At 63.5% G+C, this 13115-nt stretch carries 12 protein-coding genes and 1 tRNA gene; 10 read left to right on the top strand and 3 right to left on the bottom strand.

Features of this window, described 5'->3' with window-relative positions; translation table 11 throughout:
* The first annotated feature begins 120 nt into the window (after nucleotides 1–120).
* Nucleotides 121–1380, top strand: a complete 1260-nt coding sequence (gene fabF / locus AAC640_RS01175; RefSeq protein WP_340264246.1) for a beta-ketoacyl-ACP synthase II — start codon at nucleotides 121–123, stop codon at nucleotides 1378–1380.
* A gap of 10 nt (nucleotides 1381–1390) precedes the next feature.
* Nucleotides 1391–2362, top strand: coding sequence for an endolytic transglycosylase MltG (gene mltG, locus AAC640_RS01170; protein ID WP_340264244.1), 972 nt, complete (start codon nucleotides 1391–1393; stop codon nucleotides 2360–2362).
* Nucleotides 2363–2387: 25 nt separating this feature from the next.
* Here the strand turns inward: mltG and AAC640_RS01165 are convergent, their stop codons facing one another.
* On the bottom strand, nucleotides 2388–2807 hold the full coding sequence (locus AAC640_RS01165; RefSeq protein ID WP_340264243.1) for a sugar transporter: 420 nt from the start codon (nucleotides 2805–2807) through the stop codon (nucleotides 2388–2390).
* A 106-nt stretch (nucleotides 2808–2913) separates the two neighbouring features.
* Here AAC640_RS01165 and AAC640_RS01160 point away from each other — a divergent pair, with 106 nt between their 5' ends.
* Both AAC640_RS01160 and AAC640_RS01155 read left to right on the top strand, forming a co-directional pair.
* A complete protein-coding gene (locus AAC640_RS01160) occupies nucleotides 2914–3453 on the top strand; it encodes a peroxiredoxin (protein WP_340264242.1) in 540 nt (179 codons plus the stop codon).
* A 37-nt stretch (nucleotides 3454–3490) separates the two neighbouring features.
* Complete coding sequence (locus tag AAC640_RS01155; RefSeq protein WP_340264241.1) at nucleotides 3491–3964, top strand: 2'-5' RNA ligase family protein; 474 nt, start codon at nucleotides 3491–3493, stop codon at nucleotides 3962–3964.
* A 76-nt stretch (nucleotides 3965–4040) separates the two neighbouring features.
* On the opposite strand, the gene AAC640_RS01150 is transcribed toward AAC640_RS01155, so the two are convergent.
* On the bottom strand, nucleotides 4041–5267 hold the full coding sequence (locus AAC640_RS01150; RefSeq protein ID WP_340264239.1) for an NAD(P)/FAD-dependent oxidoreductase: 1227 nt from the start codon (nucleotides 5265–5267) through the stop codon (nucleotides 4041–4043).
* A 177-nt stretch (nucleotides 5268–5444) separates the two neighbouring features.
* On the opposite strand from AAC640_RS01150, the gene AAC640_RS01145 reads away from it, so the two are divergent.
* The gene (locus tag AAC640_RS01145; RefSeq protein ID WP_422794938.1) at nucleotides 5445–7343 is read left to right on the top strand and encodes a potassium transporter Kup; all 1899 of its coding nucleotides are present in this window, start codon (nucleotides 5445–5447) and stop codon (nucleotides 7341–7343) included.
* Between the two features lie 83 nt (nucleotides 7344–7426).
* Here AAC640_RS01145 and AAC640_RS01140 read toward each other — a convergent pair.
* A tRNA-Met gene (locus AAC640_RS01140) sits at nucleotides 7427–7503 on the bottom strand.
* Nucleotides 7504–7765: 262 nt separating this feature from the next.
* On the opposite strand from AAC640_RS01140, the gene AAC640_RS01135 reads away from it, so the two are divergent.
* The 5 genes from AAC640_RS01135 to trxB all read left to right on the top strand — a co-directional run bounded on the left by AAC640_RS01135 (nucleotide 7766) and on the right by trxB (nucleotide 12920).
* Nucleotides 7766–9175, top strand: coding sequence for a circularly permuted type 2 ATP-grasp protein (locus AAC640_RS01135; protein WP_340264238.1), 1410 nt, complete (start codon nucleotides 7766–7768; stop codon nucleotides 9173–9175).
* A gap of 73 nt (nucleotides 9176–9248) precedes the next feature.
* The gene (locus AAC640_RS01130; RefSeq protein ID WP_340264237.1) at nucleotides 9249–10181 is read left to right on the top strand and encodes an alpha-E domain-containing protein; all 933 of its coding nucleotides are present in this window, start codon (nucleotides 9249–9251) and stop codon (nucleotides 10179–10181) included.
* A 16-nt stretch (nucleotides 10182–10197) separates the two neighbouring features.
* Complete coding sequence (locus tag AAC640_RS01125; RefSeq protein WP_340264236.1) at nucleotides 10198–11070, top strand: transglutaminase family protein; 873 nt, start codon at nucleotides 10198–10200, stop codon at nucleotides 11068–11070.
* Between the two features lie 23 nt (nucleotides 11071–11093).
* On the top strand, nucleotides 11094–11831 hold the full coding sequence (locus AAC640_RS01120; protein WP_340264235.1) for a peptidase: 738 nt from the start codon (nucleotides 11094–11096) through the stop codon (nucleotides 11829–11831).
* A gap of 126 nt (nucleotides 11832–11957) precedes the next feature.
* A complete protein-coding gene (gene trxB / locus AAC640_RS01115; RefSeq protein WP_340264234.1) occupies nucleotides 11958–12920 on the top strand; it encodes a thioredoxin-disulfide reductase in 963 nt (320 codons plus the stop codon).
* Nucleotides 12921–13115: the final 195 nt, after the last annotated feature.

Genomic DNA, 13115 nt, shown 5'->3' with positions numbered 1-13115 from the left:
CTCCTGTCCGGGCGAACCGGGTCTTGGGGAGCCTTTTCGTATCTGGTCCCCGTTCACAATGTCGTCGCGAGCGGCTAGAGGGGCGGCGTTGAGCCAAAGAGAAGATTTCGGAGCAAGCATATGCGTCGTGTTGTCGTCACCGGCCTTGGCATGGTCAGCCCGCTCGGCGGGGATGTGGAAACGACCTGGAAGAACATCCTTGCGTCGAAATCCGGCGCGGCGACCATCGCCCGTTTCGATGCCACCGATTACAAGTGCCGCATCGCCTGCGAAGTGAAGCCGGCCGATCACGAATATGGCTATGACGCCTCGCTGGACGTCGATCACAAGATCCAGCGACAGGTCGACCCGTTCATCGTCTATGGCATCTCCGCCGCCAGCCAGGCGCTTCGCGACGCTGGCCTGGACGCCATGAGCGAGGAAGAGCGGCTGCGCGCCGGTTGTTCGATCGGCTCGGGAATCGGCGGCCTGCCGGGCATCGAAAGCGAGTCGCTGGTGCTGGCCAACAAGGGGCCAAGCCGCGTCAGCCCGCACTTCGTTCACGGACGCCTCATCAATCTGATCTCGGGCCAGGTGTCGATCAAATATGGCCTGATGGGTCCGAACCACGCGGTCGTCACCGCCTGCTCGACCGGCGCGCATTCGATCGGCGACGCCGCGCGCATGATCGCGATGGACGACGCCGACGTCATGCTGGCCGGGGGCGCCGAAAGCGCCATCTGCCCGATCGGCATAGCCGGCTTTGCCCAGGCGCGCGCGCTGTCGACCGCCTTCAACGACACGCCGGAAAAGGCGTCGCGTCCTTATGACATCAACCGTGACGGCTTCGTCATGGGCGAAGGCGCGGGCGTGGTCGTGCTGGAGGAATATGAGCGTGCAAAGGCGCGCGGCGCCAAGATCTACGCTGAAGTCGTCGGATACGGCCTTTCGGGCGATGCCTATCATGTCACCGCGCCGCATCCGGAAGGCAATGGCGGTTATCGCTCGATGGAAATGGCGCTCAGGAAATCGGGCCTCAGCCTCGCCGATATCGACTATGTCAACGCGCACGGCACCTCCACCCCGCTGGGAGACGAGCTGGAACTGGGCGCGGTCAAGCGGCTGTTTGGCGAGCATATCGCGACCATGTCGATGAGCAGCACCAAGTCCGCCATCGGCCATCTTCTGGGCGGCGCGGGTGCGGTGGAGAGCATCTTCTGCATCCTGGCGCTTCGCGACCAGATCGTCCCGCCGACGCTCAACCTGGACGAGCCGAGCGAAAGCTGCGCCGGCGTCGATCTCGTCCCGCATGTCGCCAAGGAGCGGAAGGTTCGCGCTGTGCTGAACAACTCGTTCGGCTTCGGCGGCACCAATGCCTCGCTCATCATGAAGGCGATCTGAGATCAAAGGCATGCGGCGGATCGGCCTTGGCATATTGCTGATTGGCCTGGCCGTCGCGGCCTTTGTCGGTTTCCGCTTCGTCTATGGCTGGACCGAAGCGGGGCCGGCGGCCCACGCCATTACCATCGTGGTGCCGGAAGGTGCCACGGTCGCCGATGCGGCGGTGATGTTGAAACAGGCAGGTGCGGTCCGATCCGCCGACGCTTTCCTGACGCGAACCAAGGTGTTCGGCCGTGGCAAGTCGATCAAGGCCGGCGAATTCCTGATCCCCAAGGGCGCCAGCAACAGCGACATCTTCGCGATCCTGCAAGGCGGCAAGACGTTCGCCCGTTTGATCACAATCCCGGAAGGCATGCCTTCCATCCTGGTCCAGGAGCGCCTGATGGCCAATGACCAGCTCAACGGCGCCGTCGCCGTGCCGGCCGAAGGCAGCGTGCTGCCCGACAGCTACGCCTTCGACAAGGGCGAAAGCCGCGCTGCGGTGCTGAAACGGATGCAGGCGGCGATGCAGCGCACATTGGTGAAGATGTGGGCACAACGCTCTCCCGACACGGTGGCCCGCTCGCCCCGCGAAGCGATCATCCTGGCCAGCATCGTCGAAAAGGAAACGGCCGTGCCCAGCGAAAGACCGATGGTCGCGGGCGTCTATGGCAACCGGCTGAAGGCCCGCATGATGTTGCAGGCCGACCCGACGATCATCTATCCGATCACCCGGGGCAAGCCGCTCGGTCGGCGGATCAAGCGGTCTGAAATTGCGGCGGTCAACGACTATAACACCTATGCGATGACCGGCCTGCCGAAGGGGCCGATCGCCAATCCGGGCCGGCTTTCGATCCAGGCTGTGTTGCATCCGGCGGATACCAAGGCGCTCTATTTCGTGGCGGACGGCAAGGGCGGCCACATATTCGCCGATACGCTGCAACAGCATAATGAAAATGTGCGAAAATGGTTTGAAATCAGGCGCGCGCGGGGCGAGCTCTGAAGACCGGCTTGGGCGTCGCCCCGGCTTAGCGCAACAGGCCCTTCGCTGACAGACGGCCCGCATAAAGCAGTTGTCCCACGGCGATCAGCAGGATGGCCGCCGGGAAGATCAGGGTCACGGGTCCCTTCACCGTCAGCAAATCAGTGCCAAAGAAACTGTAGCTGAACTGGGCCACGATGCCGAGCACGGACAGCGAAAAGGCGAGGACCGCCGCCGCCTTCCGCAACAGCAGCAAGGTTGCGCCCAGGGTGCCGGCGGCGACCGCCGTCCCGTAGGCGGCCCAGACCCATGCCGGCATTTGCGCGAAGATGCGGGCGGTATAGGGATCGGTCTTCGCAAGGGATGGCAGGTCAGCAGAATATTGCGCGATGAAAGCCATGACGCCGATCAGATTCCACATCAACAGTGCGATAACGATGACCGTAAAGGATCGGGATGCCGCCATGAGTGTTTCCCCCTTTCCGCAAGGGTCCGCTTGCCGGGTCCGGCGGATGCGAGGATAGCGCGAAAGACGGGCACGCGAAAGCGGGCTGTGAAGAGGAGACAGGGAAATGCTTGGACGTTCAGTGCCTGATGTGACGCTCAAGACCCGCGTGCGGGATGAAAGTGTCGGCGGCCCCAATCCTTTCCGCTGGCAGGAACTGCAGACGGGCGAGCTGTTCAAGGGGAAGCGCGCCGTGGTATTTTCGCTGCCTGGCGCCTTCACCCCGACCTGCTCGACCGAACAATGCCCGGCCTTCGAACGCTATTATGATGAATTCAAGGCGCTTGGTGTTGACGAGGTTTACTGCATTTCGGTCAATGACGCCTTCGTCATGTATCAGTGGGGCAAGCATCTGGGCGTCAAGAATGTGAAGCTTCTGCCTGACGGGTCGGGCGATTTCACCCGGCGCATGGGGATGCTGGTGAAAAAGGACCATCTCGGCTTCGGCGAGCGTAGCTGGCGCTACGCAATGGTCGTCGACGACGGGAAGGTCGTTGCCTGGTTCGAGGAACCGGGCATCAACGATATAGGCGAAGATGACGACCCATATGGCATGTCCAGTCCCGAGCCGGTGCTCGAATGGCTGAAGGCGCATCGGGCTGACTGACACGCCCGGCACGGCGCCCATCATCCTCACCGCGCTGATGGGCGCGGACGACTTCGCCTGGGCGGAAGGATTGCGACGGGCACATTTCCCGCCGGATCGCAATCTGGTGCCCGCCCATATCACCTTGTTCCACCATCTCCCGCCCTCGCTTCTGCCCGAACTGGCCGTGCGCATGAAGATGCTGTGCGCGGAGCGGGCGCCGGCGGCGCAGCTGAGCGCGATCATGCCCCTGGGACACGGGGTCGCGTATCGGGTGGACAGCGATGCGCTAATCGCTATCCGGGAGGAACTTTCGGCCGCCTTTGCCGGGCTGTTGGTGCCGCAGGACGAAGCGCGCCCGCGTTTGCACATAACCGTTTCGAACAAGATCGACCCGCAAAGCGCGCGCGCCCTGGCCAGCGCGTTGCGCGCCGATTTTCGTCCGCGCCGGTTGCAGATTGCGGGCCTTGCCGCCTGGTATTATCGCGGCGGCCCCTGGGAACTGGCGGTCAAGGCCCGCTTCCGGGGCTAAGCCGATTCAACGGATGGAAGCGGGCTCCCCCGGCGCAGGACCGCCATGAGACGAGCCGGAGCGTGCGGAGGCGCCGTCAGGCCAGTCCCACTTCCTTGAGCGGCACCGACGGATCAGCCAGTTGACCCTGGTCCAACACCGCGCCGGACAGGATATGAGCGCGACCCTGGACATAGTCCTTGACCGCATTGACGCAATCCAGCGCGATCAGCTTGCCGCCTCTCAGGTAGAGGACGGAAAAGCTGCGGGTGGCGGGATCGCCGCGCAAGATGGTCTGATCATGGCCGATCGAAAGGCCGACGGTCTGGAGCTTCAGATCATATTGGTTCGACCAGAACCACGGAACCGCATCATAGGCTTCCTCCTTGCCCAAGATGTGGGAAACCGCGGTCTTCGCCTGGTCGTTGGCGTTCTGTACCGATTCGAGCCTGATCTGCGCCCCACGGGCGAAGCGGTTGGCGTGCGAGGCGCAATCGCCCACCGCATAGATGTCGGGCAGGCTGGTGCGGCAATATTCGTCCACGTCAACGCCGTTGCCGCCCGCTGCGCCTGCCGCGATCAGGGGGCCGGTTTCGGGGATGATGCCGATGCCGACGATCACCATGTCGGTTTCGATCCGGTCGCCATCGGCCATCAGGACGGCGGTTGCCTTGCCATCGGTGACCTCGATACAGTCCATCTGCGCGCCGGTGCGCAGATCTACGCCATGGGCCCTGTGCTCGGCCTCATAGAAACGCGAAAGTTCTTCCCCCGCGACACGCGCGAGGACGCGGTCGAGTGCTTCGAGCAGGATGACATGCTTGCCGAATTTCTTGAGGACGGCTGCCGCCTCGAGGCCGATATAGCCGCCGCCGATCACGGTCACATGGCTGATTTCGCCCAGCTTCGCCATCATAGCGTCGACATCGCTGCGGCGACGGACGGCGTGTACATTGGGCGCGTCGGCGCCGGTGCAGGTGAGCGTACGCGGAGACCCCCCTGTTGCCCAGATCAGCTTGTCATAGCCGATCTGCTCGTCGCCTGCGGTCACGGTCTTCGCTTGCGGATCGACGGCCTTCACGCGACGTCCCAACAGCATGTCCACATGGCGTTCGGGCCAGAAACTGGCCGGGCGGATCATGATCCGCTCGAAGCTCTTGTCGCCCGCGAAATATTCCTTCGACAGCGGGGGGCGTTCGTAGGGCGGATCCTTTTCGTCGCCGATCATCGCGATCGAACCTTCAAAGCCCAGCTGGCGCAGGGAAATCGCGGCCTGCGCCCCCGCGTGACCAGCGCCTACGATCAAAACATCATATTGGCTCATCAGCCTGCAATCCCCTCAATTCATATGGGATCGTAATTGGCGCGCTTTGGCGGGGCTGGCAAGGGTTTGCCGGTTCCGGGCTTTCCTGACCGAAATTTAATGACGGCTGCGCTTCTTCCCGTGGCGCTCCCATGCCGCTCTGTGGCATAGGCGCAGCCCGCAGAGGGGTTCAAAGCCATGGCCATGGATGAAAGTCACGGGCGTAGCCACGCCGAAGGGCCGCACGGTCCGCTTCCGGCGCTGGCGCTGGGGGCGCTGGGCGTCGTTTTCGGCGATATAGGTACGTCGCCGCTCTACGCGCTCAAGGAAAGTTTCGTCGGGCATCATCCGCTCACGGTGGACCGGCCGCATATCTATGGCGTGCTGTCGCTGATCTTCTGGACGATGATGCTCGTCGTCACCGTGAAATATGTTTTCATCGTCATGCGCGCGGACAATGACGGCGAAGGCGGCAGCATGGCGCTGCTGGCGCTGATCGGGCGCAGCCTCGGGGAAACGCGATGGAGTCCGGCGATTGCCGTGCTGGGTGTGCTGGCGGCCTCCCTGTTCTACGGCGACGCCATTATCACACCCGCGATTTCCGTGCTTTCTGCCGTCGAAGGGCTGACCGTCGTCGAAGGCGGGATGGGGGCGTTCGTGCTGCCGATCGCCATCGTCATCCTCATCGCGCTGTTCATCATCCAGAGTTTCGGTACGGCGAAGGTCGGCGCGCTCTTCGGGCCGGTGATGGCCATCTATTTCATCGTTCTGGCCGTGCTCGGCGTCGTCAACATCCTGCCCCATCCCGAGATCATCAGAATCATCAACCCCTATTGGGCGCTGCACTTCTTCGAACTCGATCCCAAGCTCGCCTTCCTGGCGCTTGGTTCCGTCGTGCTGGCGGTGACGGGCGCCGAGGCGCTCTATGCCGACATGGGGCATTTCGGCCGAAAGGCGATCAGCATCGCCTGGCTCTATGCCGCCATGCCGTGCCTTATGCTCAACTATCTGGGCCAGGGAGCGCTGCTGCTCGACCAGCCGGCCGCAGCGGAAAATCCCTTCTTCCTGCTGGCGCCCGAATGGGCGAGGCTGCCGCTGGTGATCCTGGCGACGGTGGCAACGATCATCGCCAGCCAGGCGGTCATCTCCGGCGCCTTCTCGGTGACGCGCCAGGCGGTCCAGCTCGGCTTCCTGCCGCGTCTGCGCATCCTGCATACCAGCGCGTCGGCGGCAGGGCAGGTCTATGTGCCTGCCGTGAACTGGGCTCTGCTCGTGCTCGTCATCATCCTGGTGCTGGGCTTCGGCAGTTCCAGCAACCTGGCCGCGGCCTATGGGATCGCCGTGACCGGCACGATGGTCATCACCACCTGCATGATGGGCGTTCTGACCTTCAGCGTCTGGCGCTGGAATCCGGTGTTGGCGGGCCTGGTGATTGGCCTGTTCCTGATTGTGGACGGGGTCTATTTCCTGTCGAACGCGACCAAGATTCCGGCTGGTGGTTGGTTCCCGCTGCTGGTTGCGGGGATTTCCTTCCTGATCCTCACGACCTGGGCGACCGGGCGCAAGATCATGCGCAACTATCTGCGCGAGGATTCGATGGACCTTGACCTCTTCATCCGGTCGGCCGGTTCCTCGCTCAAGCGCGTGCCGGGCACCGCCATCTTCCTCTGCTCGAACCCCGATGGCGTGCCGCCGGCCATGCTGCACAATGTGAAGCACAATCGCATCCTGCATAACCGCAACATCATCCTGACTGTCCGGACCGAGGATGTGCCGCACCTGCCGCATGACGGGCGCACCAGCGCGACGGATCATGGTCAGGGCTTCTATCGGCTGATCCTGCGCCACGGCTTTATGGAAAATGTCGACATCCCCGCGGCAATGAAAGCCGTGCATGATTGCGGCGGACCTATCAGCATATCCGACACCAGCTATTTCCTGAGCCGCGAGACGCTCGTGCCCTCGAAGCGCCCCGGCATGGCGCTCTGGCGGGAACGGCTGTTCGCCTGGATGGTCCGCAACGCGGAAAGCCCGATGGCGTTCTTCAAGCTGCCGACCAATCGCGTCGTCGAACTGGGGTCGCAGCTGGAAATCTGACCAACGCCGCGCGCCCCGCTGCCGGAACGTCAACCGATGCACTTGGACCGCGCCGCTCAATCGGTCATCATGATGGAAGGCTTTGGTAGCGGAGGAGGGACTTGAACCCCCGACACGCGGATTATGATTCCGCTGCTCTAACCAGCTGAGCTACTCCGCCCCAAGGGCTGCGCCGGGCTGCCGCCCAGCGGTGAGGGGGCGCTATAAGCAGGAGCTTCGGTGGGGTCAACGGGATTTGGCATGCGGCCCGGCAAATATCTTGGGGCCGCCTCGCTCGCCAAGTCGCGGAAAAGTCGAAAGCAGCTGCGGAAAATGCGGCGATGTCCTGCGGAGCCTCGCTTTTGCGCTTGCAATCGTGTCTTCAGGTTGCACTAATGTTGCAATGCACAACCGGCGGTCGCCGCCGAGGGAGGATCGACACCTTGCCCTTCCACGAAATGTTTGAGCCCGATGGGTCGATACGCCCCTGCTATGCCGAAGTGCAGAACTGGGTGGAGCGGACAGGCATCGCCGGGCTCAATCGCCGACTGGAGGAGGCTGAGGCGATCTTTCGCCGCATCGGCATCACCTTCGCTGTCTATGGCGAGGGTGGAGATCCCGAACGGCTGATCCCCTTCGACCTTCTGCCTCGCATCTTCACCGCGCAGGAATGGCGTGTGCTGGACCGGGGCATCCGCCAGCGGGCGCGGGCGTTGAATGCCTTCCTGCACGATGTCTATCATCGCGGCGAAATCGTGAAAGCCGGCATCATGCCAGCCGACATCATCTACCAGAACAGCGCCTATCTGGCGGAGATGGCCGGCTTCAGCCCGCCGGGGAAGGTCTATAGTCATATCGTCGGCGTCGACATCGTGCGGACGAGCCCGACGCGGTTCGAGGTGCTGGAGGACAATTGCCGGACCCCTTCGGGCGTTTCCTACATGCTCGAAAACCGCGAGATCATGACGCGAATGTTCCCCGAACTGTTCGGTCAGGGCCTTGTCGCGCCGGTGGACGATTATCCCGCCGAGCTGCTCAAGAGCCTGAAGGAAGTCGCCCCCCCGGCGTGCAAGGGCGACCCGGTGGTCGTCGTGCTGACGCCGGGGTCGCTCAACAGCGCCTATTATGAACACAGCTTCCTCGCCGACCTGATGGGGATCGAACTGGTTGAGCCGGCCGACTTGTTCGTCGATGAAGATCGCGTGTGGATGAAGACGACGCTGGGTCCGCGCCAGGTGGACGTCATCTATCGCCGTATTGACGATGAATATCTCGATCCGCTGGTATTCCGGCCCGACAGCCTGGTCGGCGTGCCGGGCATCTTCAACGTCTACCGCAACGGCGGGGTGACGCTGGCGTCGGCGCCGGGTTCGGGCATAGCGGATGACAAGGCGGTCTATATCTACGTGCCGGAGATGATCCGCTTTTATTTGGGCGAACAGCCCATCCTCGACAATATCCGCACCTGGCAATGCTCCCGACCCGACGAATGCGCCTATGTGCTGGAGCATCTGCACGAACTGGTCGCCAAGGAAGTTCATGGATCGGGCGGCTATGGGATGCTGATCGGTCCCAAGTCCAGCAAGGCGGAGGTGGAGGCCTATGCCGCCCGCATCCGCGCCAATCCGAGCGAGTTCATCGCCCAGCCGACGCTGGATCTGTCAAGCGTGCCGACGCTGGGGCCGGCGGCCGTGGTTGGCCGCCATGCCGACTTCCGGCCCTATTGCCTGGTTGGCAAGCAGATCCGGCTGGTGCCCGGCGGGCTGACCCGGGTCGCCCTGACCGAAGGGTCGCTGGTGGTGAATTCAAGCCAGGGGGGCGGGGTCAAGGACACATGGGTGTTGCAGGATTGATGGGGATGGCAGCCGAACGCACCGTCCTGCCATGCGCTGCTGGTCTGTCGAAGCGGACAGGGGAGGGCGTCGCATGTTGAGCCGGACCGCCGAGAATCTGTTCTGGATGGCCCGCTACATGGAGCGGGCCGAGGCGACAGCGCGGCTGCTGACCATGGGGCAGCGCATGGCGATCCTGCCGGGCGCGCATCATCGCGACGAATGGCGCTCCGTTGTACGGGCCACCGGCAATGGCGGCGATTTTCCCGCTGGCGTGCCTCTGACGGAAAGCGACGCCGTCGCCTATCTCATGCTGGATCCCGACAATCCCAGCTCCATCCGCTCCTGCCTGCTCAAGGCGCGCGCCAACGCCAAGTCGGCGCGGACGATGCTGACGCAGGATATGTGGGAAGCGTTGAACGAAGGGTGGCGCAAGCTCGACAGCTATGATGTCGGTGAAGCCCGCCAGCAGTTGCCGGCGCTGATCGATTGGGTGAAGACCCGCGTCATGACCTTTCGTGGCGCCGCGCATTCGGGCCAGTTGCGTAACGAAGGGCATGATTTCCTTCGCGCCGGGTCAGCGCTGGAGCGGGCGCAGATGACGCTGCGGCTGCTGGACGTCAAATATTATGTCCTGCTGCCGGAGACGGAGGTTATCGGCGGCAATCGCGATCATTATCAATGGACCTCGGTGCTTTACGCGCTGTCGGGCGCGCGGGCCTATCATCACGTCTATGGCGGCACCTACACGCCCTGGCAGATTACCGACTTCCTGATGCTCAACCGCCTGTTCCCGCGCAGCGTCGCCTATTGCTACGACCAGCTCGCCTACCGGCTGAACCGGCTCGCCGGCTGGCACGATGGCCTGGGGTCCTGCCATGAAACGATCCGACAGATGGTCAGCGACCTCGAAAAGCTCGACAGCGGAGAGATATTCCGTGTCGGCCTGCACGAAACGGTGCAGGGTGGACTGCGGATGACCAACCGGCTGGGCCGGGACATCGCCCAGACCTATTATTTCGGCTAAAGGAGAAGCGCGCGACGTGAAATTGCTTGTCCGCCACCAGACGATCTACCGCTACGCATCCGCCGCGGCACGCGTCGCGATGCGGCTGAAGCTCGTGCCGACCAACACGGACGCGCAGCAGGTGCTCGATTGGCAGGTCAGCGTGAATGGAGAGCCGGTGGAAGGCTTCCGTCGCAACAGTCTCGGCGAGATGGAGGCGGTCTGGGTTCGGCACGACCAGCTCGACAACGCGGTGATCGTGGCGGAGGGCCTGGTCGAAACCAGCGAAACCAATGGCGTCATGCTGCCCGGCATCGGCGGCATTCATCCCCACTATTTCCTGCGCGAAACCCCCCTGACGCAGGCGTCCGCGCCCATCCGCGACATGGCGCTGTCGCTGCCCGACGGCGACGGCGTACTGGCGCGGCTGCATGCGCTCTCGGCCGCCGTCAGCGACGCCGTCGCCTATCGCAGCGGCGTCACCACCGCCCATACGACCGCTGCGGAATCCTTTGCCCTGGGGGCGGGCGTATGCCAGGACCATGCCCAGATCTTCATCGCCGGCGCCCGCGCGATCGGCATCCCCGCCCGCTACGTCACCGGCTATCTGCTCGCGGAAGGGGGCATCGCGCTGCATGAAACCCATGCCTGGGTTGAAGCATTGGTGCCGAACCTGGGCTGGGTCGGGTTCGACCCATCCAACCGGGTTTGCGTGACCCAACGGTATCTTCGCCTCGCATCGGGGCTGGATGCCCGGGCCGCGGCGCCCATACGGGGATCGGTAACGGTGGCGGGCGATATCTGGATTGACGCGGACGTTCGGATCGCGCAGGCGGAAGAGGGGATGGAGGAAAGGCAGCTGCAGCGGCAGCAGCAGCAAAGTGCTCAGCCGACCATCCTGCAGGGTTGAATGAAGATAGGACCCCTCGGGCGATGACCTATTGTGTGGCGGTGCGCGTTGACCAGGGGCTGGTCATGCTGTCCGACACCCGCACGAATGCGGGAATGGACAATATCGCTCGTTTCAGGAAGACGTTTACGTACAGCGTGCCGGGCGAGCGCGCGATCGCGCTGATGTGTTCGGGCAATCTGTCGATCACCCAGGGCGTCAAGACGATGCTGGGCCGCGCGATCAAGGATTCGCAGTTCGATCCAGAGGTTGAAACGATCCTCAACTGCGCGACTATGCACAGGGCCGCGCAGCTGGTGGGCGACGCGATGTGCGCGATGCAACACCATTATCGCAGCACGATCGAGATGCAGGGTTCCGCCGCCGACGCTTCCGTCCTCCTTGCTGGTCATCGCAAGGGCGGCAAGCCGCGCCTCTACCTCATCTATTCCGCCGGCAATTTCATTGAAGCGACAGAGGACACGCCCTTCTTCCAGATCGGCGAGCATAAATATGGCAAGCCGATTCTGGACCGCATCATCAAGCGCGAAACCACGCTGGAAGATGCAACCAAGGCCGTCCTCGTCTCGATGGATTCGACGCTCCGCTCGAATCTGTCGGTGGGCATGCCGCTGGACCTGACCGTGATTGAGCGGAACAAGTTCGACTTTCGTGTCCGCACCCGCATAGAGGCGGATAATGAGGAGTTCCAGCTGCTGTCGCTCAGCTGGTCGGCGGCGCTGCGCAAGGGGTTCGAAGACCTGCCGAATGTGATCGACTGACAGGCCGGGGCGCGGGCGTAGCTTCCTGTCTCCCAAGCAAATCCATTCGATCGCCGGGCTTGCGCCTTTCGTCGCGCCGCCTATTTCATCCCGACGAACGAATCCAGAAAACGCCGGGGACATCAGATGACCGCAACCCATTCCACCCGCATGCTGATCCTGGGCTCCGGCCCGGCGGGTCTGTCCGCCGCCATCTATGGCGCGCGCGCGGGGCTGGCGCCGATCGTGGTGCAGGGGATGCAGCCGGGCGGCCAGCTGACCATCACCACGGACGTGGAAAATTATCCTGGTTTTCGCGACGTCATCCAGGGGCCCTGGCTGATGGAGCAGATGCAGGCGCAGGCCGAACATGTCGGCGCGCAGATGATGTATGACCAGATTGTCGATGTCGATCTGTCGGAGCGGCCTTTTCGCCTCACCGGCGACAGCGGCACGCGCTATTTTGCCGACAGCCTGGTGATCGCAACCGGCGCGCAGGCCAAATGGCTGGGCGCGGAGGGCGAGCAGCTGCTGCAGGGCAAGGGCGTGTCGGCCTGCGCCACCTGCGACGGCTTCTTCTATCGCGGCAAGAAGGTGGTGGTGATCGGCGGCGGCAATACCGCGGTGGAGGAAGCGCTCTACCTCACCAACCACAGCCATGACGTGACGCTGATCCACCGCCGGGATTCGCTGCGGGCTGAAAAGATCCTTCAGCAGCGGCTGTTCGCGCATCCCAACATCAAGATACTCTGGAACCAGCAGATCGATCGCTTCGTCGGCGGCGGCAATCCCGAAGGGCTGGTCGGCGTCGACCTGATCGACACCGTCACGGGGAAGGCGTCCCATATCGAAACAGATGGCGCGTTCGTCGCGATCGGCCACCAGCCGGCGACCGAACTTTTCGCGGGCAAGCTGCCGATGGACGAGGGGTATCTGGTCGTGGAACCGGGCACCACGCGCACGGCCGTGCCCGGCGTGTTCGCCGCCGGCGACGTCAGTGACAAGGTCTATCGCCAGGCGGTGACGGCGGCTGGCATGGGCTGCATGGCGGCCCTGGATGTGGAGAAGTTCCTCGCCGAAGCGGACTTTGAGGCAATGGCGGCGGAATGACGGGATCCGGGGCGGGCCAGGGCGTTTTCCAAGTGGATGGCATCATCTGCTGACTTGGGAAAAGGCGGCGCATAATGACCGGGGGCATTCGGGCCGATGCAATCGGATTGGAACAGGGGCCAGCTTGTCCGGCCCCTCCAGCGGCTTCGCTGCTGCAACGCGTTTGGCGTGATCGTGAGGCCAGCCAGGCCGGCG

It is taken from the genome of Sphingobium mellinum, from assembly GCF_037860795.1.
Classification (GTDB): domain Bacteria; phylum Pseudomonadota; class Alphaproteobacteria; order Sphingomonadales; family Sphingomonadaceae; genus Sphingobium; species Sphingobium mellinum.
The sequence above is the reverse complement of the archived record's forward strand: the minus strand, read 5'-3'. Positions and strand labels throughout refer to the sequence as shown.

What these genes read in the sequence shown, in the direction of transcription:
- fabF (WP_340264246.1), top strand. Translation starts at nt 121, where the DNA reads ATGCGTCGTGTTGTCGTCACCGGCCTTGGCATGGTCAGCCCGCTCGGC.
- mltG (WP_340264244.1), top strand. Translation starts at nt 1,391, where the DNA reads ATGCGGCGGATCGGCCTTGGCATATTGCTGATTGGCCTGGCCGTCGCG.
- AAC640_RS01165 (WP_340264243.1), bottom strand. Translation starts at nt 2,807, where the DNA reads ATGGCGGCATCCCGATCCTTTACGGTCATCGTTATCGCACTGTTGATG.
- AAC640_RS01160 (WP_340264242.1), top strand. Translation starts at nt 2,914, where the DNA reads ATGCTTGGACGTTCAGTGCCTGATGTGACGCTCAAGACCCGCGTGCGG.
- AAC640_RS01155 (WP_340264241.1), top strand. Translation starts at nt 3,491, where the DNA reads ATGGGCGCGGACGACTTCGCCTGGGCGGAAGGATTGCGACGGGCACAT.
- AAC640_RS01150 (WP_340264239.1), bottom strand. Translation starts at nt 5,267, where the DNA reads ATGAGCCAATATGATGTTTTGATCGTAGGCGCTGGTCACGCGGGGGCG.
- AAC640_RS01145 (WP_422794938.1), top strand. Translation starts at nt 5,445, where the DNA reads ATGGCCATGGATGAAAGTCACGGGCGTAGCCACGCCGAAGGGCCGCAC.
- AAC640_RS01130 (WP_340264237.1), top strand. Translation starts at nt 9,249, where the DNA reads ATGTTGAGCCGGACCGCCGAGAATCTGTTCTGGATGGCCCGCTACATG.
- AAC640_RS01120 (WP_340264235.1), top strand. Translation starts at nt 11,094, where the DNA reads ATGACCTATTGTGTGGCGGTGCGCGTTGACCAGGGGCTGGTCATGCTG.
- trxB (WP_340264234.1), top strand. Translation starts at nt 11,958, where the DNA reads ATGACCGCAACCCATTCCACCCGCATGCTGATCCTGGGCTCCGGCCCG.